20 protein-coding genes and 1 pseudogene are annotated in these 22,204 nt (G+C 71.3%); 10 read left to right on the plus strand and 11 right to left on the minus strand.

The genetic code is table 11. From position 1 onward, the window contains the following. Positions 1-83 precede the first annotated feature (83 nt). The 6 genes and pseudogenes from OIB37_RS21040 (at position 84) to OIB37_RS21065 (ending at position 7,283) form a co-directional block, all read left to right on the plus strand. Entirely contained in the window at positions 84-893 is an 810-nt protein-coding gene (locus tag OIB37_RS21040; RefSeq protein WP_330459153.1) for a redox-sensing transcriptional repressor Rex, read from the plus strand. Next, positions 890-2,599 carry a glutamyl-tRNA reductase gene (locus tag OIB37_RS21045; RefSeq protein WP_330459154.1) on the plus strand — a complete coding sequence of 570 codons (1,710 nt, stop codon included), beginning with the start codon at positions 890-892 and terminating at the stop codon, positions 2,597-2,599. The genes OIB37_RS21040 and OIB37_RS21045 overlap by 4 nt, the downstream gene beginning before the upstream one ends. After that, positions 2,596-3,555, plus strand: a complete 960-nt coding sequence (gene hemC / locus OIB37_RS21050) for a hydroxymethylbilane synthase (RefSeq protein ID WP_330459155.1) — start codon at positions 2,596-2,598, stop codon at positions 3,553-3,555. The genes OIB37_RS21045 and hemC overlap by 4 nt, the downstream gene beginning before the upstream one ends. Continuing rightward, positions 3,552-5,261: a bifunctional uroporphyrinogen-III C-methyltransferase/uroporphyrinogen-III synthase gene (locus OIB37_RS21055; RefSeq protein WP_330459156.1), complete on the plus strand. Its 1,710-nt coding sequence runs from the start codon at positions 3,552-3,554 to the stop codon at positions 5,259-5,261. The genes hemC and OIB37_RS21055 overlap by 4 nt, the downstream gene beginning before the upstream one ends. Positions 5,262-5,447: 186 nt before the next feature. Then, positions 5,448-6,104, plus strand: a complete 657-nt coding sequence (locus OIB37_RS21060) for a hypothetical protein (RefSeq protein ID WP_330459157.1) — start codon at positions 5,448-5,450, stop codon at positions 6,102-6,104. 107 nt (positions 6,105-6,211) lie between these two features. Further along, positions 6,212-7,283, plus strand: a pseudogene (locus OIB37_RS21065) (HsdM family class I SAM-dependent methyltransferase). Positions 7,284-7,343: 60 nt separating this feature from the next. Here the strand turns inward: OIB37_RS21065 and OIB37_RS21070 are convergent. After that, positions 7,344-7,547, minus strand: coding sequence for a DUF397 domain-containing protein (locus tag OIB37_RS21070; RefSeq protein WP_330459158.1), 204 nt, complete (start codon positions 7,545-7,547; stop codon positions 7,344-7,346). Next, on the minus strand, positions 7,544-8,383 hold the full coding sequence (locus tag OIB37_RS21075; protein ID WP_330459159.1) for a helix-turn-helix domain-containing protein: 840 nt from the start codon (positions 8,381-8,383) through the stop codon (positions 7,544-7,546). Before OIB37_RS21075 ends, OIB37_RS21070 begins: the two co-directional genes overlap by 4 nt. 157 nt (positions 8,384-8,540) lie before the next feature. On the opposite strand from OIB37_RS21075, the gene OIB37_RS21080 reads away from it, so the two are divergent. The 3 genes from OIB37_RS21080 to hemB all read left to right on the plus strand — a co-directional run bounded on the left by OIB37_RS21080 (position 8,541) and on the right by hemB (position 11,519). Continuing rightward, entirely contained in the window at positions 8,541-8,999 is a 459-nt protein-coding gene (locus tag OIB37_RS21080; protein ID WP_443058185.1) for an ATP-binding protein, read from the plus strand. 289 nt (positions 9,000-9,288) lie between these two features. Beyond that, positions 9,289-10,530 carry a helix-turn-helix domain-containing protein gene (locus tag OIB37_RS36320; protein ID WP_443058186.1) on the plus strand — a complete coding sequence of 414 codons (1,242 nt, stop codon included), beginning with the start codon at positions 9,289-9,291 and terminating at the stop codon, positions 10,528-10,530. Then, positions 10,527-11,519, plus strand: a complete 993-nt coding sequence (gene hemB / locus OIB37_RS21090) for a porphobilinogen synthase (RefSeq protein WP_330459160.1) — start codon at positions 10,527-10,529, stop codon at positions 11,517-11,519. The genes OIB37_RS36320 and hemB overlap by 4 nt, the downstream gene beginning before the upstream one ends. A 36-nt stretch (positions 11,520-11,555) precedes the next feature. Here hemB and OIB37_RS21095 read toward each other — a convergent pair whose 3' ends face one another. From OIB37_RS21095 to OIB37_RS21110, 4 genes are all read right to left on the minus strand, one after another. Beyond that, entirely contained in the window at positions 11,556-12,398 is an 843-nt protein-coding gene (locus OIB37_RS21095) for a hypothetical protein (protein WP_330459161.1), read from the minus strand. Between the two features lie 3 nt (positions 12,399-12,401). Further along, positions 12,402-12,791, minus strand: coding sequence for a hypothetical protein (locus OIB37_RS21100; protein ID WP_330459162.1), 390 nt, complete (start codon positions 12,789-12,791; stop codon positions 12,402-12,404). Positions 12,792-12,918: 127 nt separating this feature from the next. Then, a complete protein-coding gene (locus OIB37_RS21105) occupies positions 12,919-13,728 on the minus strand; it encodes a DUF4253 domain-containing protein (protein WP_330459163.1) in 810 nt (269 codons plus the stop codon). Between the two features lie 39 nt (positions 13,729-13,767). Continuing rightward, positions 13,768-14,154, minus strand: a complete 387-nt coding sequence (locus OIB37_RS21110; protein WP_330459164.1) for a VOC family protein — start codon at positions 14,152-14,154, stop codon at positions 13,768-13,770. 72 nt (positions 14,155-14,226) lie between these two features. Here OIB37_RS21110 and OIB37_RS21115 point away from each other — a divergent pair, with 72 nt between their 5' ends. Beyond that, complete coding sequence (locus OIB37_RS21115; protein WP_330459165.1) at positions 14,227-15,177, plus strand: helix-turn-helix transcriptional regulator; 951 nt, start codon at positions 14,227-14,229, stop codon at positions 15,175-15,177. Positions 15,178-15,238: 61 nt separating this feature from the next. Here the strand turns inward: OIB37_RS21115 and OIB37_RS21120 are convergent, their stop codons facing one another. The 5 genes from OIB37_RS21120 to argS form a co-directional block, all read right to left on the minus strand. Next, entirely contained in the window at positions 15,239-15,796 is a 558-nt protein-coding gene (locus OIB37_RS21120) for an SUKH-4 family immunity protein (RefSeq protein WP_330459166.1), read from the minus strand. A gap of 38 nt (positions 15,797-15,834) precedes the next feature. Next, entirely contained in the window at positions 15,835-17,481 is a 1,647-nt protein-coding gene (locus OIB37_RS21125; RefSeq protein ID WP_330459167.1) for a WXG100-like domain-containing protein, read from the minus strand. A 143-nt stretch (positions 17,482-17,624) separates the two neighbouring features. Next, positions 17,625-19,319 carry a hypothetical protein gene (locus OIB37_RS21130; RefSeq protein ID WP_330459168.1) on the minus strand — a complete coding sequence of 565 codons (1,695 nt, stop codon included), beginning with the start codon at positions 19,317-19,319 and terminating at the stop codon, positions 17,625-17,627. 21 nt (positions 19,320-19,340) lie between these two features. Continuing rightward, positions 19,341-20,216 carry an SUKH-4 family immunity protein gene (locus tag OIB37_RS21135; protein WP_330459169.1) on the minus strand — a complete coding sequence of 292 codons (876 nt, stop codon included), beginning with the start codon at positions 20,214-20,216 and terminating at the stop codon, positions 19,341-19,343. Positions 20,217-20,276: 60 nt separating this feature from the next. Then, positions 20,277-22,055 (minus strand): arginine--tRNA ligase, encoded by a 1,779-nt coding sequence (gene argS / locus OIB37_RS21140; protein ID WP_330459170.1) that lies wholly within the window; start codon positions 22,053-22,055, stop codon positions 20,277-20,279. Between the last annotated feature and the right edge of the window lie 149 nt (positions 22,056-22,204).

Below are 22,204 nucleotides of genomic sequence, written 5' to 3' on the forward strand. Positions count from 1 at the left end.
TTCACAAAGACATAGCCTGCTGTCGACGGGGCGGTCTGGGGACGTATGGCCGCCTGCAGCCCCGCTCTACCCGCAGGAGCATCGTGGCAACTGGCCGAACTCACCGACCGGCGACCCGCAGCCGAGGGATTCCCGAGGCCACCGTCGCCCGGCTTCCGCTGTACCTCCGGGCGCTGAACGCACTGTCGGAGCGCTCGGTGCCCACGGTCTCCTCCGAGGAGCTGGCCGCGGCCGCGGGGGTCAATTCCGCCAAGCTGCGCAAGGACTTCTCGTACCTGGGTTCCTACGGAACGCGCGGTGTCGGTTACGACGTGGAGTACCTCGTCTACCAGATCTCCCGCGAGCTCGGCCTGACCCAGGACTGGCCGGTCGTCATCATCGGCATCGGCAACCTCGGCGCCGCCCTGGCCAACTACGGCGGCTTCGCCTCCCGTGGCTTCCGGGTCGCCGCGCTGATAGACGCCGACCCGGCGATGGCCGGCAAGCCGGTGGCGGGCATCCCCGTCCAGCACACCGACGACCTCGAGAAGATCATCAAGGACAACGGGGTCTCCATCGGCGTGATCGCCACCCCCGCCGGTGCCGCCCAGCAGGTCTGCGACCGGCTCGTGGCCGCCGGGGTCACCTCCATCCTGAACTTCGCGCCGACCGTGCTGTCCGTCCCGGACGGCGTCGACGTGCGCAAGGTCGACCTCTCCATCGAGCTGCAGATCCTCGCCTTCCACGAGCAGCGCAAGGCCGGCGAGGAGAGCGCCGCCGGTGACGGCGCGCTGCCCGCGGCCGCCGCCCGCGCGGACCGTGAGAACCGCGAGAGCGGTGAGAACCGTGAGCCCCGCGGGGGCGCGGCCGGCCAGGGACCCGACGGGGACGTACCCGCCGTGATGCCGGCATGAGCCTCCTCGTCGTAGGGCTGAGCCACCGCAGCGCCCCCGTGAGCGTGCTGGAGCGGGCCGCGCTGAGCGCGGACGCCCAGGTCAAGCTGCTCCAGGACACGGTCGCCGCCGAACCGGCCACCGAGGCCGCGGTGCTCGCCACCTGCAACCGCATCGAGCTGTACGCCGACGTCGACAAGTTCCACGCCGGTGTCGCCGAGCTGTCCACGCTGCTCGCCCAGCACAGCGGGGTCGGCCTGGAAGAGCTGACGCCGTACCTCTACGTGCACTACGAGGACCGGGCGGTCCACCACCTGTTCTCGGTCGCCTGCGGCCTGGACTCCATGGTCGTCGGCGAGGGCCAGATCCTCGGCCAGATGAAGGACTCGCTCGCCCGCGCCCAGGAGCTGCACACCGCCGGACGGCTGCTGAACGACCTGTTCCAGCAGGCCCTGCGGGTCGGCAAGCGCGCCCACTCCGAGACCGGCATCGACCGGGCCGGGCAGTCCCTGGTCACCTTCGGCCTGGAGCAGCTCGCCGCCGGCGGGGACGTACGGGACTGGGCCGCGGGCCGCAACGCGCTGGTCATCGGCGCCGGCTCGATGTCCTCGCTGGCCGCCGCGACCCTCGCGCGGGCCGGGGTCGGCGAGATCGTGGTCGCCAACCGCACCTTCGACCGTGCCGAGCGGCTCGCGCAGATCCTCACCGAGGCCGACGACAACGCGGTGACCGCCCGCGCGGTACGGATGAACGCCGTGCCGGACGAGCTGACACGTGCCGACGTCGTCGTCTCCTGCACCGGCGCGACCGGGCTGGTCCTGACGGCCGACGCCGTCGCGCAGGCCCTCGAGGGCCGCACCGGACAGCCTGTGACGGGCATGGACGCCACGGCCGTGACGCCCGCGGCCCCGCTGCCGCCCACCAGCGTCGGCACCGAGGAGAACTGCCCGCTGGACCTGGCCGCCGTCCAGGGCTCGACCGGCTTCTCCGTGCACGGCGAGGCCGCCGTGGCCGGCATGGACGCGGCCACCCTGGAGCAGCACGCCGCCTGGGTCACCGGAGCCGGCGTCGACCGGCGCGAGGCCGGCCGGCGCGGTCCGGGGGCCGACGCGGACGCGGACGCGGAGCTGATCACCGCGCTCGCCGCGGCCGTCGCCACCGTCGGCCGCGTACCCGAGCACCGCAAGCCCGAGCCGGTCGCCGAGATCCCGCGCCCGGCCCCGGCCGTGTTCCTCCTCGACCTCGCCATGCCCCGCGACATCGACGCGGCCGTGCACCGGCTGGCCGGGGTGCGCCTGGTGGACATCGAGTCCCTCGCCGACGCCTCGGCCGACGCGCCGATGGCCGCCGACGTGGACCTGGTCCGGCGTATCGTCTCCGACGAGGTCGCGGCCTTCGGCGCGGCACAGCGGGCGGCGCACATCACGCCGACCGTGGTCGCACTGCGCACCATGGCCGCCGACGTCGTAGCCGCCGAGATCACGCGCCTCGACGGCCGGCTGCCCGACCTGGACGACCGCCAGCGCGGCGAGATCCGCCAGGCCGTGCACCGGGTCGTCGACAAGCTGCTGCACGCGCCGACCGTACGGGTCAAGCAGCTCGCGGCCGAGCCCGGCGGCGCCGGGTACGCGGACGCGCTGCGCACCCTCTTCGACCTCGACCCCGAGACGGTTGCCGCCGTCTCCCGGGCCGAGGACAGCACGGACAAGAAGGACCGACCCGCATGACACAGAAGGCACTGCGACTGGGGACGAGGCGAAGCAAACTCGCCATGGCCCAGTCCGGGCAGGTGGCTGAGGCCGTGAGCCGGGTGACCGGCCGGCCCGTCGAGCTGGTCGAGATCACCACGTACGGCGACGTCTCCCGGGAGGCGCTGGCGCAGATCGGCGGCACCGGCGTGTTCGTCACCGCACTGCGTGACGCGCTGCTGAAGGGCGAGGTGGACTTCGCGGTTCATTCGCTCAAGGACCTGCCGACCGCACAGCCCGAGGAACTGGTCCTGGCCGCCGTACCGGTGCGCGAGGACCCGCGGGACGTGATCGTCGCCCACGACGCCCTGAAGTTCACCGACCTGCCCCGCGGGGCGCGCATCGGTACGGGTTCGCCTCGCCGCATGGCGCAGCTGAACGCGTACGCGCGCTCCCACGGGCTGGACATCGAGACGGTCCCGATCCGCGGGAACGTCGACACCCGCATCGGGTACGTCCACGACGGTGAGCTGGACGCCGTCGTCCTGGCCGCCGCCGGACTGAACCGGATCGGCCGGATCGACGAGGTCACCGACTTCCTGTCGGTCGACACGGTTCTGCCCGCCCCCGGCCAGGGGGCCCTGGCGATCGAGTGCGCCGCGGATAACGCAGCGCTCGTCGCCGCGCTCGGCGCGCTCGACGACCCCTTCACGCGGGTCGCCGTCACCGCCGAGCGGTCCCTGCTCGCCGCCCTGGAAGCCGGCTGCAGCGCCCCTGTGGGCGCGCTGGCCGACTTGCTGGCCGACGGGCAGATTGTCAAGGAAATGCGCCTGCGCGGCGTCGTCGGTACGACCGACGGCACCCGCATGGTGCAGCTGTCCACCACCGGTCCCGTGCCCCAGACGCACGAGCAGGCGATGGCACTCGGTCGCGAACTCGCCACCGAGATGCTCGCCCAGGGCGCGGCCGGTCTGATGGGGGAGCGAGAACATTGAGCCCCGCCAACCTTTCCACCGGCCTGGAACACGGGCACGTCACCTTCCTGGGTGCCGGACCCGGGGATCCGGGGCTGCTGACCCTGCGCGCCGTGGAGGCGCTGTCGAACGCGGACGTCCTGGTCGCCGAGCACGAGGTGCTCGACGTGATCCGGACGCACGCCCGGCAGGGCGTCACCGTCGTACCGACGGACGCGGTCGCTTCCTCGGATCCGCTTCCGGGCACGGGCACGCCTCAGCTCACGGTTGTTGACGGCACGTCAACATCCGTTGCGCTCCCGGCTGCTGCTCGGGATGCCGCTCATCTTGTCATGGAGGCCGCGCGTACCGGCAGGCGGGTCGTGCGTGCCGTTTCCGGGGATCCCGGGCTCGACACGAACGCGGCCGAGGAGATGCTCGCCTGTGCCGCAGCCGGCGTGCCCTTCGAGGTCGTACCGGGTGTCGCGGCCGCGGTCGGCGTGCCCGCGTACGCCGGTGTGCCGCTGCGCGACGCGCACGGCATGGACGTCCGGTTCGTGGACGCCCGTACCGCCACCAGCCGCTGCTGGACGGAGGTGGGCGCCTCGGACGGCACGGTCGTCGTCTCCACGACGCTGGACTCGGTCGCGGCGACCGCGTCCGAGCTGGTGTCGGCCGGCCGCAAGCCGGACACCCCGATGACGGTCACCGTCGCCGGTACGACGACCCGCCAGCGCACCTGGTCGGCGACGCTCGGCACGATCGCGCAGACGCTGAAGCAGGCGAAGGTCCTGCCGTCCCCGGACGGCGGGCGGCCGGTCATAGTCGTGGTCGGTGAGCGTTCCGCCGCCGCCCAGCGCGACCGGCTGTCGTGGTTCGAGTCCAAGCCGCTGTTCGGCTGGCGGGTGCTCGTGCCGCGCACCAAGGAGCAGGCGGCGTCGCTCTCCGACCAGCTGCGGTCCTACGGCGCGGTGCCGCACGAGGTCCCGACGATCGCCGTCGAGCCGCCGCGCACGCCCCAGCAGATGGAGCGCGCGGTCAAGGGCCTGGTGACCGGCCGCTACGAGTGGATCGCGTTCACCTCGGTCAACGCGGTCAAGGCGGTCCGCGAGAAGTTCGAGGAGTACGGCCTCGACGCGCGTGCATTCGCGGGCATCAAGGTCGCCGCGGTGGGCGAGCAGACGGCCAAGGCGCTGATCGACTTCGGTGTGAAGCCGGACCTGGTGCCGAGCGGCGAGCAGTCGGCCGCCGGTCTCCTGGAGGACTGGCCGCCGTACGACCCGGTCTTCGACCCGATCGACCGTGTCTTCCTGCCCCGCGCCGACATCGCCACCGAGACCCTGGTGGCCGGTCTGATCGAGCTGGGCTGGGAGGTCGACGACGTCACGGCGTACCGCACCGTGCGCGCCTCGCCGCCGCCGGCGGACACGCGCGAGGCGATCAAGGGCGGCGGCTTCGACGCCGTGCTGTTCACGTCGTCCTCGACCGTGCGGAACCTCGTCGGCATCGCCGGCAAGCCGCACAACGTGACCGTGATCGCCTGCATCGGTCCCGCCACGGCCAAGACGGCCGAGGAGCACGGGCTGCGCGTCGACGTCATGGCCCCGGAACCGTCGGTGCTCAAGCTGGCGGAGGCGCTGGCCGACTTCGGTCTCAAGCGCCGTGCCGCCGCGCAGGAGGCGGGGGACCCCGTCACCCGGCCCAGCGAGCGCAGGCCGGGGGCGCGGAGGCGTCGTACGACCACGTGAGTCGTGCCGTGATGTGAGGTGTGGCGGAGTGTTCCCTGCCGGGGGCACTCCGCCTCGCTCGTTCGTGCCTCCTGCTCCGACGCGGTCACACCACCAGCGGTCACACCACTACCTGGGGACATGACCGGGACGCGTCTGAGTACGCGTGCTCATGTGTGGCGTCCGGCCTGGTCGAAGACTGGGGCCATGACGAGAACACACGCTGAAATCAAAGAAGTTGGCCGCTCCACCCGCCGGCCGCGCCGCGCCCTCGCGGTCGCGGCCCTCGCCGCCGTGTCACTTGCCGTCGGCGCCGCCGGCACCGCGAGTGCCGCCGGCCTGCCGGGCAGGCCCGCCGCCGGCGGCGGAGCCTGGACCGCCGCCGTGGTCCCCGCCCAGCGTCAGCAGGCGGCTTTCCTGGACATGCTGAACACGGTCAGACAGATGTGCGTCCCGACCCCGCTGCCCGAGCATGAGCAGCCGACTCCGCGGGAGCGGCCGCAGCCCCCGCTGAGCACGGCGCTGACGGCCGGCCAGGCCCCGCCCTCCCGCACCCTTCCGATGCCCGAGCTGGGGCCCGTCGAGGAGTGCGAGGGGGTCGTTCACGTCCAGCGCGTCACCCAGGCGCTCCGGGGCCTGGACCGGCCCAGCCCCGCCCGGGTCAGGAAGGCCCTGAACCGTGTCGGCTACATCGACGCGCACATCCACGGCCTCGAGCAGTTCCGCGGGACCACGCACTTCTACCTCGACCTGCGCTTCAAGGGCAGCGCCCTCTGGGTGGCGGGCTCCGTGTCCAGCAAGAAGGTCACCGTCGAGGCGTTCGCGGCGCCCGGTTCGTTCATGCCGGGAGCGCTGAAGCGCTGACGGCCGCAGGAGTGCGCCACGGGCGACGCCGGAGACGGCGTTGCCCGTGGCTGGTGGCCGGGTGCGCCCGACTGAAGCGACGTGAGGTGTGGCGGCGTGCCCATCAAGTGGGCGCCCCGCCTTGTCTGTTCAACCCCATCGGTTATCCGAAATCTCTTGCCCCGACTCCGGACGACACGATCACCGACCCCGCCTGTGGAACCGGCGGCTTCCTGCTCGCCGCTGCCGAGTACCTCCTCCACGAATACGGCCACCAGCTCACCCCTGAGCAGCGCAAGCACCTCAGCAGCGGTGGTATCTGGGGCACCGAGCTGGTCAGGAACACCGCGCGTCTCGCCGCGATGAACCTCTTCCTTCACGGCATCGGGCAGCCGCTCGGAAACGCGCTGGTGCACACCACCGACGCCCTGGCCGCCCCGCCCACGAAGCGCGCGAGCCTGGTCCTGGCCAACCCGCCCTTCGGCAAGAAGTCGTCCATCACCGTCTACGGCGACGACGGTTCCGCCGCCCGTGACGCGATCGCCTACGAGCGGCGCGACTTCTGGGTCACCACGACGAACAAGCAGCTCAACTTCGTCCAGCACATCGCCTCGCTGCTGGAGATCCACGGCCGGGCTGCGGTCGTCGTCCCCGACAACGTGCTCTTCGAGGGTGGCGCGGGCGATCCGCCGACGCCTGCTCAAGGAGTACGACGTCCACACGATGCTGCGCCTGCCCACCGGCATCTTCTACGCGGGCGGCGTCAAGGCCAACGTGCTGTTCTTCGAGCGCAAGCCGGCCCGGCCCAACGAGCCGTGGACCGAGAAGCTGTGGGTCTACGACTTCCGTACGGCCCAGCACTTCACCCTCAAGCAGAACCCGCTCACCCGGGCCTCTCTTGAGGACTTCGTCCAGTGCTACCGCCCTGACGAGGACCGTTCCAAGCGCGTGGAGACGGAGCGCTTCAAGGCGTTCACGTATGAGGAGCTGATCGCCCGCGACAAGGCGAACCTCGACATCACCTGGCTCCGTGACCCGAGCCTCGACGACGCGGACAACCTGCCCGCGCCCGAGGTGCTGGCCGCCGAGATCGTAGAGGACCTCCAGGCAGCTCTGGAGGAGTTCGCTGCGATCGCCGAGACGCTTCAGCAGGCCCGGGAGCAGGGCCCCGAAGCGGAGGAAGCCGCTGACGAGGACTGACCGGTGTCGCCCTGGGCCCGCTTCCGTGAAATCGGTCGCGGGCCCCAGGCATTGAGAGGGTCAGTGCGCAGACGCGTACGGCAGGAAGCCGGTCCAGACCTTGGGGGTGAGGGTGAGGCGGGGGCCATGCGGGTTCTTCGAGTCACGGACGTGGACGCGCGCGGGGGTGGCCGCGACCTCTATGCAGTCAGGGCCGTCGGCCGTGCTGTGGCTGCTCTTTATCCACTCCAGCTCGGCTTGGGCTCCGGAAACCTTGAGCGTCATGTCTTGGTCTCTCCCAGTACTTTCTCGATGAAGGTCATCGACTCGTGCGGGCTGAGGGCCTGCGCGCGGATGGCGCCGTAGCGGATGTCGAGGACCGTCGTTTCCTTCGGGTCGGTGATCACCCGGCTGCTGAGGGGCGCTTCGCTGAACCCGACGGTGGCTCCGTCCCTGAGCTTGAGAAGCCTGAACGAGCCATCGATTCCCGGGTTCTCCTCGTGGCCGAGGGGCAGGATCTGGAGGTCCACGTTGCGCCTCCGCCCCATCTCCAACAACCGTTCGAGCTGTTGTCGCATCACCATCTTGCCCCCGATGGGCCTGCGCAGCGTCGACTCGCACTGGACGAAGCTGAAGAGGGGCGGTTCCGTCGCAGCGTCGATGATCTCCTGACGTGACAGTCGGGCGGCCATCCGCTGTTCCAACTGGTCCGCGGTGAAGGGTGGCCGGCGCACGCCGAACACGGCTCGCGCGTACGCCTCCGTCTGCAACAGCCCATGGATCACCGAGTTGTTGTAGGCGCCCAGTTCGACGGCCTCCGCCTCCAGCCGCTTCAGGTCGCGGACCTTCTTCGGGTACCGCGCTTCCGCCACGTCCTTCCTCATGGCCGAGACGCGTCCGCCCGCCGTCAGCACCTGGTCCGCCCTGTCCAGGTACTCTGGGCGGGGAATGCGCCGCCCCCGCTCCACGGAGGAGACCAGTTCCTCCCCGTACCCGATGGCCGTCCCGAACTCGGCCTGGGTGAGGCCCGCCGCCTCGCGCCACAGCTTCAGCTGACGACCGACGGTCCGCATCACCGCCCCGGCCTCGTCGTCCTCCGGCCCCGCATCCCAGTCGCTCACGCTCGTCGTCCTTCCGCGTGCCGTTCGTGTCCAACCCCGGATGTCCGCGCCGGTCACCCCGGACGCCCCGGACAGAACCGGGCACGGCCCGGACAGTCCCCGTCCGCACGGGCTCCCGGCCTTCACAGAGTAGGGCCGTGTGAACACGCTGAGTGATGTGAATCAGCGAATCACCGCCTCGCGCGGAAGCGCGTCCGGTCCTCTGGCGCCCCTCGCGCGGGCGCAGTTCTCCGTGCCGCTCTCCGCCACCCGTCGGGGTGCCCGCCTCGCCCGGCTGCTCACCACCGAACAACTGAGGTCCTGGGGGCTTCCGTTGGACTCGGCCCGGCTCGTCGTGGCCGAACTCGCCGCGAACGCCGTGCTGCACGGCCGTGTCCCCGGCCGGAGCTTCCGTCTCACGCTCCGTCTCGACCCGGCCTCGGTGCTGCGGATCGAGGTCACGGACACCCGGGGTGACCTGCTGCCCGTCCATGCCCCGAGCTCCGCGGACGCGGTCGGCGAGTCCGGCTACGGGCTGTTGCTGGTCCAGGAGGTGGCGGACCGCTGGGGGGTGCGGGTCGGTCCGGTGCCGTGCAAGTCGGTGTGGGCGGAGATCGATGTCGTCGACCGTCCGTGAACCGCGTAACCGGCGCCCGGAAAGCGGGGTGCCGGGGGTCCGTTCGTCGGGGCTGCGGGACGTAAAAGACCAAAGCACCTGGGGAAAATACCGACCAACCAACCAAACCCCGCGTGGATCACTCGGCCGGGTGAAACGGGCCGGAGTGGCTGGCGCGCCGAGGGTTCGGCCGTGCAGTCTCGCCCCGAGGGGACGTCACAACTCCCCATCCCCACACATGCATCGGCCCTCGCCGGGACTGGCATCCCAGTGCGAGGGCCTGACCAACGAGGAAGAGACAAGCTTCCCTATGGCTGAGAAGAAGCCTAACGCTGTCCCGCGCCCGGATCAGGATGTTCGGCGGACCACCACCCACTCCGGTGTCATCCACGTACGCACGTACCCACCGGGGCGGTTCACCGTCGTTGGCAACCACCTCCTCCAGCACCGCGAGCTGTCGCTGATCGCCATCGGCCTGGCCACTCACATCCTGTCGCTGCCGGACGGTGCCGCCGTCGACATCCGCAGCCTCGTCGAGCGTTTCCCCGAAGGCCGGGACCGGATCGCCTTCGCGCTGCGGGAGCTGGAGGCGCACGGCTACCTGGAGCGGGTACGGGAACATGCGGAGACCGGGCGGATCGCCACCCGTACCTACGCCCACCACACCCCTCTCAGCCTGCGCGGAAACATCATGTGCGACCGTGGCGCGGCGCCCCGCGCCCGCACTCGCGGTGGGGTGCCCCGCCCCTCGGTGGGCGCTCGCGACACGCCGCAGGGGGACGACCGAGGTGATGGCGGATCGGCGGTCCCGCCCGCGTCGCCCGCGGCGCCCGAGCCGGTGGAGCCGGTGGAGCCGCCTGCGTCCTCCGGGCAGACGGAACCGGAACCGGAACCGGTCGCGTCCGCAGCCGCGTCGGCGGAGTCGCCCGCACCCCGGTCATCGGCCGGGCGGATCAACGAGACGAACGAGACGGACGTGTCGGGAGCGGGGACTGGCAGGCCGTACACGCCGGGCGAGGAGGGCGTACTCGACCGGCGCCACGACAAAGCCGTCGCCCTGCTGGCCGGTCTGCGTCGCACGGACGACCGGCTCACCCTCTCGCGCAGGGATGTGCACCGGCTCGCGCCCGCCGTCACCGCCTGGTTCGACGTCGGCGCCACGGCCGCCACGGTCCACCGGACCCTCACCGCCGACCTTCCGCCGGGTATGAGGAGCCCGGCCGGAGTCCTCGCCTACCGCCTCCGCGAGCAGCTCCCGCCGCCTCTTCCCCCGCGGGAGGCGCCGCTATGGCCGCTGCCACCGGCGAGGCCCCGGTCCGCTCCCACCCCCTGCAGAACTGCGACGGCTGCGAACGCGCCTTCCGGGCCCCGCACCCCGGTCGTTGCCGCGACTGCCGGTCCGTTCAGCCGTCCGTGGCCGGAGCCGCTCACGCGGCATGAGTCCGGGCACCGGGGCGCGGGCGAGGCCCTGGCAGGACGCGGAAACGCCTTTCCCGGGCCGACATCGCGTCGGCAAAGGCCGGGGGTGTGCGGGCGTAGCGTAGAAGCATGACGAAGTACGGATCATTCCCCGGTACCCGTCCCCGGCGACTGCGCACCTCGCCCGTCATGCGGCGGATGGTCGCCGAGACGCGACTGCATCCCGCCGACTTCATCCTCCCGGCGTTCGTCCGGGAAGGCGTGAGCGAGCCCGTGCCGATCGCGGCGATGCCCGGTGTCGTCCAGCACACCCGGGACAGCCTGAAGAAGGCCGCGCTGGAGGCCGTGGAGGCCGGGGTCTCCGGGATCATGCTCTTCGGCGTGCCGGAGGAGTCGAAGAAGGACGCCCTGGGCACCACCGGCACCGACCCGGACGGCATCCTCCAGGTCGCCCTGCGCGACGTGCGCGCCGAGGTCGGCGACGACCTGCTCGTCATGTCCGACCTGTGCCTGGACGAGTTCACCGACCACGGGCACTGCGGTGTGCTGGACGCCGAGGGCCGCGTCGACAACGACGCCACCCTGGAGCGCTACGCCGAGATGGCCCAGGTGCAGGCCGACGCCGGCGCCCACGTGGTCGGCCCGAGCGGCATGATGGACGGTCAGATCGGCGTCGTCCGCGACGCGCTCGACCAGATCGGCCGCGAGGACGTGGCGATCCTCGCCTACACCGCGAAGTACTCCTCCGCGTTCTACGGCCCCTTCCGCGAGGCCGTCGGCTCCTCCCTCCAGGGCGACCGCAAGACCTACCAGCAGGACCCCGCCAACCTCCGCGAGTCCCTGCGGGAGCTTGAGCTGGACCTGGCCGAGGGTGCCGACATGGTGATGGTCAAGCCGGCCGGACCGTACCTCGACATCCTCGCGCGGGTCTCGGACGCGGTGGACGTGCCCGTCGCCGCCTACCAGATCTCCGGCGAGTACTCGATGATCGAGGCCGCCGCCGAGAAGGGCTGGATCGACCGCGACCGCGCGATCTTCGAGACCCTGACCGGCATCAAGCGGGCCGGGGCGCGGAACATCCTGACGTACTGGGCGACCGAGGCGGCGCAGAAGCTGCGCTGACGCTCCGCTGGGTGCGAGGGCCGGCTCTCCGGGGGCTCAGCTCACCGGGGGGTACGGCCACAGCGTGTCGCAGGAACCCCAGACACTGCTGTCCTTCTCGCGGCACTTGAGTACGCCCGCAGTGGTGAAGGTGGCGGTGGGGGAGTGCTGGGCACCTCCGAGGCTCAGGGAGGCGTGCTCGTCGGAGGTCTCCAGCGCCTCGCCGAGAGCCTGGAAGTTGATCTGGTCCTTCAGGCTTCCCACGGAGCACAGCCCGAGGTTGCTGTACCAGGTCGTCCCGGGATCGATCCTGATGTCGTGTGCCGGGTATCCCCCGCCGGGGCAGTCCAGTGTCTGGCCGTGCACGTATTTGAGCGTCATGCCGACGGTGATCTGGCTCTTGCCGACGTTCCTCAGCATGACGCCGAACGCCACGTCGGATCCGGTGACTTGAGTGCAGGCGCTGGCCATGAGGTTCGAGCCCGACGGGGAGCCCCTCCACCCTCCGCAGTAGAGGTTCTTCCCCGAGTACGGGGTGCTGCCTGTCGCCGCCTTCACGATGGCCTTCGCCCTCTCGGGAGAGGGGGCCGGCTCCGCGGCCTTCGCCTTGCCGTCGGCGGGCGGGGTCGTCGTCGCCGTGGCGGACTTCGAGGGCGACGGGCTCGGAGCGGTGCTCGCGGCCGTGGGGCTCTGTGAGGCGGGGGCGGCGGCCTGACCCGTGCCCGCCCCCGCGTTCACGGCGACGTAGGCCAACGCGCCGACCGCGGCCAGACCCACGACCGTGAGGCCGATCGAGCGGCCGCCGAAGTGCATGTGCTTGGCCTGGTACGCGTTGCCGCCGACCTGGGAGCCGCCGGAGATCTCGTTGCTGGTGCGGTCGGACGTGGAGGGCGCTTCCATGGGTCAGTCGCCCCTGCCCAGCAGGCCGCGCAGACCGAAGCGGCCCTTGACGTTCTGCCCCTGGATGACGGACCCGTGGACCGTGCTGCCGACCACCTGGTTGCTGTGCACGAGCTGGGTCACCGGCCCGGTGCCCCGCTTCGCCTCCGCCTCCTTCAGCCAGTCCCGCAGATCCTCGGCGAAGGCGGAGTCGCTCTGGATGTACCGGTCCAGCGAGGCGATCAGCGGCGCGGGGTCCGTGGCCGCGCCGTCGAGCGCGGCCAGCGCCTGCTCGTCGCGGCGGAACCGGTGCCGGAGCATGCCGAGCAGCGCCTCCAGCGCCCTCGCCCCCACGGCGTCCAGTGCGCCCTGTCCGACGGCCGCGGCCACCGACTGCGCGAGCGCCCCATTCATAAGACCCTCCAACTGCACTGTCACACACGCCCCTTGGCGTGTGCTTGAACGCGCGAGAACGCGCCCTTGACCGGACGCGGAGTCAGATCATGGCAGAGCGGGTGGCTCCCCCGCGACCGGCTGTGGATCAGTCCCACCAGAAGGACCAGCTCGCTACGCCGATCAACTGCTCGGCGTAGCCACGCAGGTTGTCCGGGCCGTTCTGGAGGATGTTGTCCGGACAGAACGCGAAGTGCTCCGCCGCCACCGCCTCCGCCTCGGCGAGGGTGGCCGGCGGGGCCGCGACCGACACCACCAGGATGTCGAAGCCGAGCCCGACCACGCGTATGCCGAAGCGGTCCTCCCAGGAGCGCAGGATCGCGCAGAGCCGGGCCACGTCGTTGTCGTAGTTCAGCGGGCCGGTCCAGCCGATCGCCGCCGGGATGTCGGCGGAGCGGCGGGCCGGGACGAGGGCGAGGTGCGGCTCCTTGAACGCCGACCCGGCGGCCAGGCCGTCCGCGATCCGCTCCGCGCGGGTGTCCGGGTCGGCGGTCCGGGAACCCGCGGGTGCGAGCCCCGGCCACTGTGCCCCGAACGGCTCGACCTCCTCGGCCAGTTCGTCCTCCGCGTTGCCCTCCCAGTACTCCGCCAGCAGCTCCTCGGCGTCGTGGTCCCCCGGGTAGGACATCAGCTCGGGCATCAACTCCCAGTGTTCCGGCCCGCCTTGGTGCTCGCCCGTGTCCACCAGGACCGGAAGCAGCCCGGCGCGCGCGGCGGGCGCGCCGAGCGCCTTCCACGTGCCCGGCGCGGCCGTCTTGTCCGCGTGCCACAGCAGGGGCTCGTGCCAGGCCCCGTCGTGCGTGAGGTCGATCAGCCTGCCGGGCGGCAGTTGGAGCCCGAGCGAACGGCCGCTGGGGTCGGTTGCCAGCTTCGGCAGGGGGTTGGGGAGAGTCGCCATGCCGGTGACTGTAGGAGCAGCCACTGACAGTGGGAGGTCTCAGGCGAGTGTGGTGATGCAGAACGGGTGACCCGCGGGGTCGAGCAGGACCCGCCAGCGGTCGGGGTCGGGCTGGGACTCGGGCTTGACGGCGCCCAGGGCGAGCGCCCGCTTCTCGGCGATGTCGAGGTCGTCCACGCCCACCTCCATGTGCGCCTGCTTCCCCTGGGCGGGGTCCGGCCAGGTCGGCGGGCGGTAGTCGGCCGTGCGGTTGAAGCCGAGGCCGGGGGCGCCCTTCTCGCCGATCAGGATGAAGTCGTCGGTGGAGAAGAGAACCGGGAGGCCGAGCAACTCTTCGTAGAAGCGGGCGAGTTCGGCGGGGTCCGTGCAGTCGAAGGTGACGGCGACGAAGCGGAAAGCGGGTGCGGAAGTGGTGTCTGTGCTCATGGGGACGACGTTAGGACGCGACCAGGACAGTTCCGGTCCTGGTCGTGGGCCGCGTGTGGAAAACTTCGCGGCGTGATCAGCGCGTCCGCCCGCCTGCTGCGACTGCTGTCCCTGCTGTCCGCCCGGCCGTCCTGGACCTGCGCCGAACTGGCCGAGCGCATGGAGGTCACCGACCGCACGGTGCGCCGGGACGTCGCCAAGCTGCGGGACCTCGGCTACTTCGTGGACTCCGAGCCCGGACCGTGGGGCGGGTACCGCATGCGTGCCGGCTCCCGGGTGCCGCCGCTGGTCCTCGACGACGAGGAGGCGCTCGCCGTGGCCGTCGGGCTGCGGACGGCGGCACTGAGCGGTGCGCTCGGCGGTGACCAGGCCGCACTGTCCGCGCTGCTGAAGCTGCGGCAGGTGCTGCCGCAGCGGATCGTGGAGCACCTGGGGGAATGGGACGCGGTCTTCGTGCGGCTGCCCGGAGCCGCGGGGCCCCGGATCAGACCCGGCCTGCTGCTGGAGCTGGCCGCCGCCTGCCGGCGCGGCGAGCGCGCCCGGCTGTCGTACACCGACGGGCAGGGGCGGGCCTCCGCCCGGGAGGTCGACCCCTACCGTCTCGTGCACACCGGACGGAACTGGTACTTCGTGGCGCGGGACGTGGAGCGGGGACAGTGGCGGACGTTCCGCGCCGACCGGGTCGACCGGCTGCGGCCCACGGGACGTGCGGTGGAGATCACCGACCCGCCCGACCCGGCGCTCCTCGTCTCCCGGAACATCGCGAACGGCCCGTATCCCCTGTGCGCGACCGTCCGTCTGCCCGTGCCGATGCACGAAGCGCTGCGCCTCGTCCCGTCCACCGTCGGCACGCACAGCCCCGACGGCCCGGACGCGACGATCGTCGACATAGGCGGCTCCGACGCGGACGGTCTGGCCCGCTACCTCCTCGGCCTGGGCACCCCGCTACGGGTCCTCGCCCCGGACGCCGTACGCCAGGCCGTGGCGCGCCGCGCCCGGGAGCTTGCGGAGGAGAACGCGTGAGACGCGGCCGTGCCCCACGTGTAGCTGCCGACGTACTGCACAGGCTTCCGGGTCCGCGGAATCACCAGATCCCGTTCTCCAGCTCCTCCAGAGCCAGGTTCCACTGGGATTCCTCGTCGGCGAACGGGGTCGGGTCGAAGGCGCCCACCACGCGCCTGAAGCGCTCGGAGAGTTCCTCGGGGTCCACGTCGTTGTCGTGATCGACCTCGAGCTTCCGGAACTCGACGAGGCTGAAGAGCAGTGATTCGAGATCGCGGTGCAGCGGAATGTAGTGCTCTTCGCTCTCCGGGAACGCGTAGACCTTTCCGGAGGTCGGGTCGAGGGCGATCAGTGAGGTGAAGAAGATTCCCAGCAGCCACCAGTCGCGGCTCTCCTCGGGGCAGGAGAATCCATAGTGGTCGAAATGCCCCCCGATGACGGTCGGGTCGAATCCGGGCTCGTACGGGCTCTCCGGATCCTCCTTCACCGTGAAGACCTCGGAATCCGGAAGGCCCACCGAGCCGAGCAGGTCCAGCAGGCGCGGGTCGGCGCCCTCGCCGGCCGAGGAGCGGGGGTAATAGACCACGTTGGCAAGGCCGTAGGCCGCGATCATGTCGGCGGGAGTCACTGCGAAATTCACGGGTGCATCCTAGCGTGGCAATCCGGTACACACGTCGGTCACGAGAGGCTGAGCTTCTTCTTCAAGCCGTTGAGGTACTGGGTGTGTTCCTTGTTGGTGGTCTTCCCGGTGGCGTCGTAATAATCCGCCGCATGTGTCACCTTGAGGTCCGATCCGAAATGGTAATCGAGCCAGCGTGAGCAGACCGGATTCTTTCGGCAGGGTTCCCGTTCGGTGAATATCTCCTGGAGTCTTTCCTTGTTTCCCGAGTGCAGGATGGGGAAACCTATCATCCGCTCGGAATGGCCGCGCTTGTTGCTGTAGCCGACGAGGATCGACTCCCGGCCGTCCGCGTCGAGGTAGCGGCCGGCCGCGTAGTTCGTTCCCCCGCCGTCCTTGCGGGCCACCCGGGCCGCCTGGGTCGCCTGGGCGAGGTCGTTGCCGGAAGGGTCCTTCAGCTTCTGGGAGTTCGCCCTTCCCGGATGCTTGCTCTCGGCGTGGAACTCCTTCTTCTCCTGCGCCGTGCTGGGCAGGTAGAAGCGGCCGTCGTCGCCGACGATCCCGGTCAGGCGCTTCTTGTCGTGGTCGTCGAGGGTCGCGGTGCCGCCGTCGGAGTGGAGCTTTTGCACCGAGCCGTCCGCGTGCAGGAGATAGGTGCGCGTCTCGGCGTCCTCGCCGTCCTTCCCCGTCTTGACCCGCTTGGCCGCCCGCCCGACCTCGTCGTCCGTGTCCCGGTGCAGGCGGGAGACCGCCTTCGTGCGGTCCGGGACCGTCTTCGCCAGGTGGTGGCCGATCTTGTCGACGGCCTTCGCGCAGCCGTGCAGTCCGCCTTCCAGGATCGAGTCGAAGGTCTGGGTGAAGGGGTCCTTGCCGTGGGTGCGGCCGAAGGCGCCCTTGGCCCGGCCGAGCGCGGCGGAGCTGTTCAGGTGGAGTTCGCCGCCGTGGAAGGAGAGCTTGCCCGCGCCGCTCTCGAACTCCTCGTGGTCGATGTGGAGGTCTCCCATGCCCGGGCTCCCGGAGGCGGAGGCCAGTTCCATGGCGCCCGCGCCGCCCGCCGAGGCCAGCTGCATGCCGCCGTGGCCGCCCCCGTGGCCGCCCCCGCCGGGAGCGCCGCCGGGGCCGGGCGGCAGGGAGAAGGCGCCCTCCGCCAGGTTGAGGACCATGTCCTCGACCATCGCCTCCAGCTTGGCGTTGACCGGCTCGGTGACCCGGGCGATCAGCTCGTCCACGATCCGGTCCACGGCCTCGTCGATGAGCCGCTTCACGACCTGGCGTAACGCGGTGACCTCGGCCGCCCCGACGAGGGCGGAGAGGCCGCCGGTGAAGACCGCGAGAGCGGCTGATGCGCCGACCGTCCCCGCCATCACGGCGAGTTCGGCTTCGGCCTTGGTCTTCATGCCGAAGATGATGTCCGCGATGATGTCGCACGCGTCGGCGAACAGCCGGGCCAGCTCGGGGACCTTGTCCAGATGCCCGGCCTTGACCTGGGACCAGTGCTTCTCCATCGAGTCGACGGCCCACCCGTGCGAGGTGGTGAGGATGCGCTCCACGGCCTTGTGGGCGTCGGCACCATGGCCCTCGAACTTGTCGGCGAAGTCCCGCATGGCGGTGGCCATTTCGCGGTAGTCGTCCTCGTCGACGTTCGGGAAGTTGATACCGATGAAGTCCAGTACGTCGTCCAGCCAGCCCGGCAGCGTGTAGCCCATACCCGCGACGCCCCCATCTCCTGATCGTCGTACGAGTACGAAAACCCTAACCGGAGAACGGGCTTCAGACGCAAGGGCGTTCGAGCTCCAGTGCATGGTTGTGACAACCCGCACAGCACAACGACAGCATGGAGAAGGTGAGTTCAGCGTGGGTCGAGTGCCACGAGCGCCTCGTCCATGCCGACCAGCAGCACCCCGGAGTCCGTCAGGGCCAGCGAGCGCACCGGCGGCCCGGGGGCGAAGGTCCGGGCCGGCTCCTCGCCGTCCGGGGCGTGGAGTTCCACGGTCCCGTCGGCCCAGGCCACGGCCAGCGACAGTCCCCGCTCCGTCGTCGTGGCGGCGAGGGCCGTCACCGGACACGGCCGGGTGAGGACCGGGGTCTCCAGCGGCTGGGCCGAGGGACCCCAGGACCGCACGCTGCCGTCCAGGCCGCCGCTGTAGAGCAGCGGCACGCCCGGACCGCCCACGGACACCGGCAGATCCAGCGCCGCCAGCGCGGTCACCGGACCCTCGTGCAGGGCGGCGGTCCTCGGGCCGCTGTCGCCGGGGAGGAAGGCGTGGGCCCGGCCCGACGCGTCGGCCACCGCGAGGAAAGTCCCGCTCGCCGCCAGCGCCGTGCCGGGATGTTCCTTCAGGTGGGCGTTCACGTCGTCCACCAGGCGTTCCAGCGGCGTCGGGCCGTCGTCGAGCAGGGCCGCGATACCCGTGGCCGGGGCTGCGCCGGGCCGCAGGTGCAGCGCGCCGTCGCCGTCCAGCCCGAGCACCGCGCCGTCCGCCCCGACGGCGAGCCCGCGCGGCCGGTGGAGCGTCTGCGCCAGGCGGCCCACCGGCACGGCGTCCGCCTCGGCGGCGACACGGATCGTTCCCTGGTGGTCGGCGACCAGCAGTTTCCCGGCCAGTTCGCCGCGCCCGGCCGCCAGCGCGCGGGCCGGTCCCGGCCACGGCGGGCGCACGTCGCCGCGCACCCGGCGCCACACCACCCGCCACGCGGCGGCCCCGGCCAGGTCCGCCAGGGTCCGCGGATGACGCGGATCGGTGTCGTCGCCCAGGGCCGCGTGAAGGGCGACGGCACGCTCGGCGGGCTCCTCGGTGTGCGTCAGCGCCGGACCGGCCCGCAGCCAGGCCGCCCGCAGGCCGCCGTGGTCCCCGTCGGACCGCTCGAAGAGCCGGGTCACCTGCCACGGATCGGCGGCGCACAGGGCGGCCGGGTCGTCCAGGTCCGGCGCGGGCGGGGCGGGCGCGGGCGGGCCGGGTGCCGCCATGCCGCCGGGCACGCCCTGGGGCCGGGAGGCCGCCCACGCCGCGTACCGCTCGGGGTCCGTCCACCGCGGGTCGTCCAGGTCCATCACGGCCGGGCCCGCCTCCCGCAGCGCCGGGCCCACGTCGGACCGCGCCTCCACCACCAGCCGTACGTGCTCCAACTCCAGCAGCGCGAAGGCGAGTTCGGTGACGGTGTCCGGGTCGTCGGCGGCGTGCAGGTCGGGCAGGACGAGGACCGTGCGCCGGCCGTCCGCCGCCAGACGCGCCACCAGCTCGCCCGGTGTGCGCGCCGTCACCAGCAGCTGCCGCGCGAGGGTCCAGCTCGCCGTCAGCGCGCTCTCCCCGGAGAGCGGGACGAAGCCGTGCACCCGGCGTTCCCCGCGCGTCGTGGGACGCGTCCCGTGTCCCACCAGCCAGGCCAGCAGGGTCGACTTGCCGCTGCCCGCGCTTCCGGTCACCAGGCAGAGCCTCGGCGCGCGCGGGTCGGCGAGCCACGCCAGCAGCGCCGCGGCGGCCGGCTCGCGGCCCGCCGCGGGGCGCCCCCAGTTCTCGGCGTTCTCGGCGTCACCCTCGGTCACGGACGAATCCCCCCTGCCGCGTCAGCCGCGCCCGGCCTGTTCCGCCGCGTACGTGATCAGCTCCCTGAGTCCCTCCTCGCGGGACTCCGCGGTAGCACCGTAGTCGAAGCTGTGCGTGAACTCCGCGTGGGGGAAGGTGGCTTGGAGCCACACGGCGCAGTAGTGGCCCGGCATCACGCAGGGCTCCAGCTCGCAGTACACGCGCCGCACCTGTTCCGGCGTGACGCCCTCGGCGTGCAGGCGGCGCCACACCAGTTCCTCGGGGTGGGGCAGGCCCGGTCCCGTGGAGTCGGTGACGACCTGCTTGGCGCCGGAGGAGTCGACGTACTCGAACGCCGAGGAGAACGGGAAGTTGAGGGTGTGCCGTACGTCGTCCAGCACCTTCGGCCACCAGTTCTCGCGCTCCGCGAAGGCGGCCGGGTCGATCTGCCGCAGCTCGGCGTTGAGTTCACGGAACGCGGCCGCGGCCACCGGCAGACCGGTGGAGGCGGCGATCACCGGGAGCCTGCGGTCCAGCGCCGCGAGCGAGGCGTTGAACTCCGGGATGCCGGAGCTGACGAACATGTCGTCCTCGTCGATCCCGAGGAACACCGCCAGTACGGCCCCGTCCGGCCGCACGCACAGCGCCGCCAGCGGGTCGGTGCCGATGCGCGGCCAGTCCCTGCGGTCCTCGGGCACCGCCAGCCCGCGGTGTCCGGCGTCCATGCCGAGGGTGAGTCCGTCGGTGTCGCCCGCGGCCGTGAAGTAGGGCGCCACGCGCAGCGGAACCCCGGTGCCGGCGAGCGTCTCGCGTACGGCGTCCGGCAGCCGTACCCCGTACGAGCCGGGGATCTGGAACCGGCGCATGCCCTGCGGGCCGAAGTGGTCCGCGGACGGATCGGGAGCGCGCTCGGACATCGGGGTTCCTCTCGGTCGGTGGAGAGAAGGATCTCCCCACCGACCTTAAGGGGTTGGCCGTCAGAGCTTGTCGGGCGTCCTGATGCCCAGCAGGGCCATGCCCTGGTGCAGGGTGAGGGCCGTCAGGCCGACCAGGAACAGGCGGTTCTCCACCTGCTCCGGCGTCTCGGCCTTGAGCACCGGGCACTGGTCGTAGAAGGTCGTCAGGTGCGAGGCCAGCTGGTACAGGTACGAGGCCAGCTTGTGCGGCTCGTGCGCCGTGGCCGCCTCCAGGACCGTCTCCGCGAACTGGTCCAGGTGCAGGCCCAGCGCCCGCTCCGCAGGGGCCAGCGCCAGCTCCGGGTGGGCGGCGGGGCGGGCCTCGCCGGCCTTGCGCAGGATGGACTGGATACGGGCGTACGCGTACTGGAGGTAGACGGACGTGTCGCCGTTGAGCGAGACCATCTGGTCCAGGTCGAACTTGTAGTCCCGGACGGCGGAGGTCGACAGGTCCGCGTACTTCACCGCGCCGATACCGACGTAGCGGCCGTTCTCGGTGATCTCCTGCTCCGTCAGGCCCACCTTCTCGGCCTTCTCGCGGACCACGGACGTGGCACGCTCGACCGCCTCGTCCAGCAGGTCCACCAGCCGTACGGTCTCGCCCTCACGTGTCTTGAACGGCTTGCCGTCCTTGCCGAGGACCGTACCGAAGGCCAGCTGGTGCGCCTTGACGTCGTCGTTCAGCCAGCCGGCCCGGCGCGCGGTCTCGAAGACCATCTTGAAGTGCAGGGCCTGACGGGCGTCCACCACGTAGAGCAGGCTGGTCGCCTTCAGGTTGAAGACACGGTCGCGGATCGCGGACAGGTCGGTCGCCGCGTAGCCGAAGCCGCCGTCCGACTTCTGCACGATCAGCGGGACCGGGTTGCCGTCCGGGCCCTTGACGTCGTCGAAGAAGACGCACAAGGCGCCCTCGGAACGGACCGCGACACCGGACTCCTCCAGCAGGCGGCAGGTCTCCTGGAGCATGTCGTTGTAGCCGGACTCACCGACCACGTCCGGGTCCCGGATGTCCATGTCCAGCTTGTCGAAGACCGAGTAGAAGTAGATCTTCGACTCGTCCACGAACTTCTGCCACATGGCCAGCGTCTCGGGGTCGCCCGCCTGGAGGTCGACCACCCGGCGCCGTGCCCGCGTCTTGAACTCCTCGTCGGAGTCGAAGACCGCGCGCGAGGCCTTGTACAGCCGGTTCAGGTTCGACATGGCCTCCTCACCGGAGACCTGGATGTCGTCGCCCGCCTTGTGGTCCAGCTCGTGCGGGTGCTCGATCAGGTACTGGATGAGCATGCCGAACTGGGTGCCCCAGTCGCCGATGTGGTGCCGGCGGACCACGTTCTCGCCGGTGAACTCCAGGAGCTGGACGGCCGCGTCGCCGATGACCGCCGAGCGCAGGTGGCCGACGTGCATCTCCTTCGCCACGTTCGGCTGGGCGTAGTCGATCACCGTGGTGCCGGGGTGCGCGGCGAGGGGCACGCCGAGGCGGCCCGACTCGTCCGTGTACCGCGCGGCCAGGTTCTCGGTGATCGCCTTGTCCGAGACGGTGATGTTGAGGAAGCCGGGGCCGGAGACCTCGATGTCCTCGATCAGGTCACCCGTCACCACCTGGGAGACGACCTGGGTCGCCAGCTCCCGGGGGTTCGCCTTCGCCTTCTTGGCGAGCGCCAGGATTCCGTTGGCCTGGTAGTCGGCCCGGTCGCTTCGTCGCAGCAGCGGGTCCGCGCCGGCGGCCTCCGGCAGGGTGGCCGAGAGGGCGGACGCGAGGTGCTGCTGGACGGAATCGCTGAGGGACGTGACCGAGGCCATAGGAAGGGGTGCCGTTCTCCTCGTGGGGATGGATAGACACGCTCAGTATTCCACGGGCGGTAAAGCCGTTTTTTCGCGTGCGCGGGTGTCTGGGAGTATGGAGAGGCCAAGTACTCGTATCCAGGATTCCTGGGTTCAGACATCGCAGA

Origin of the sequence: Streptomyces sp. NBC_00820 (assembly GCF_036347055.1) — a bacterium.
Classification (GTDB): Bacteria; Actinomycetota; Actinomycetes; order Streptomycetales; family Streptomycetaceae; genus Streptomyces.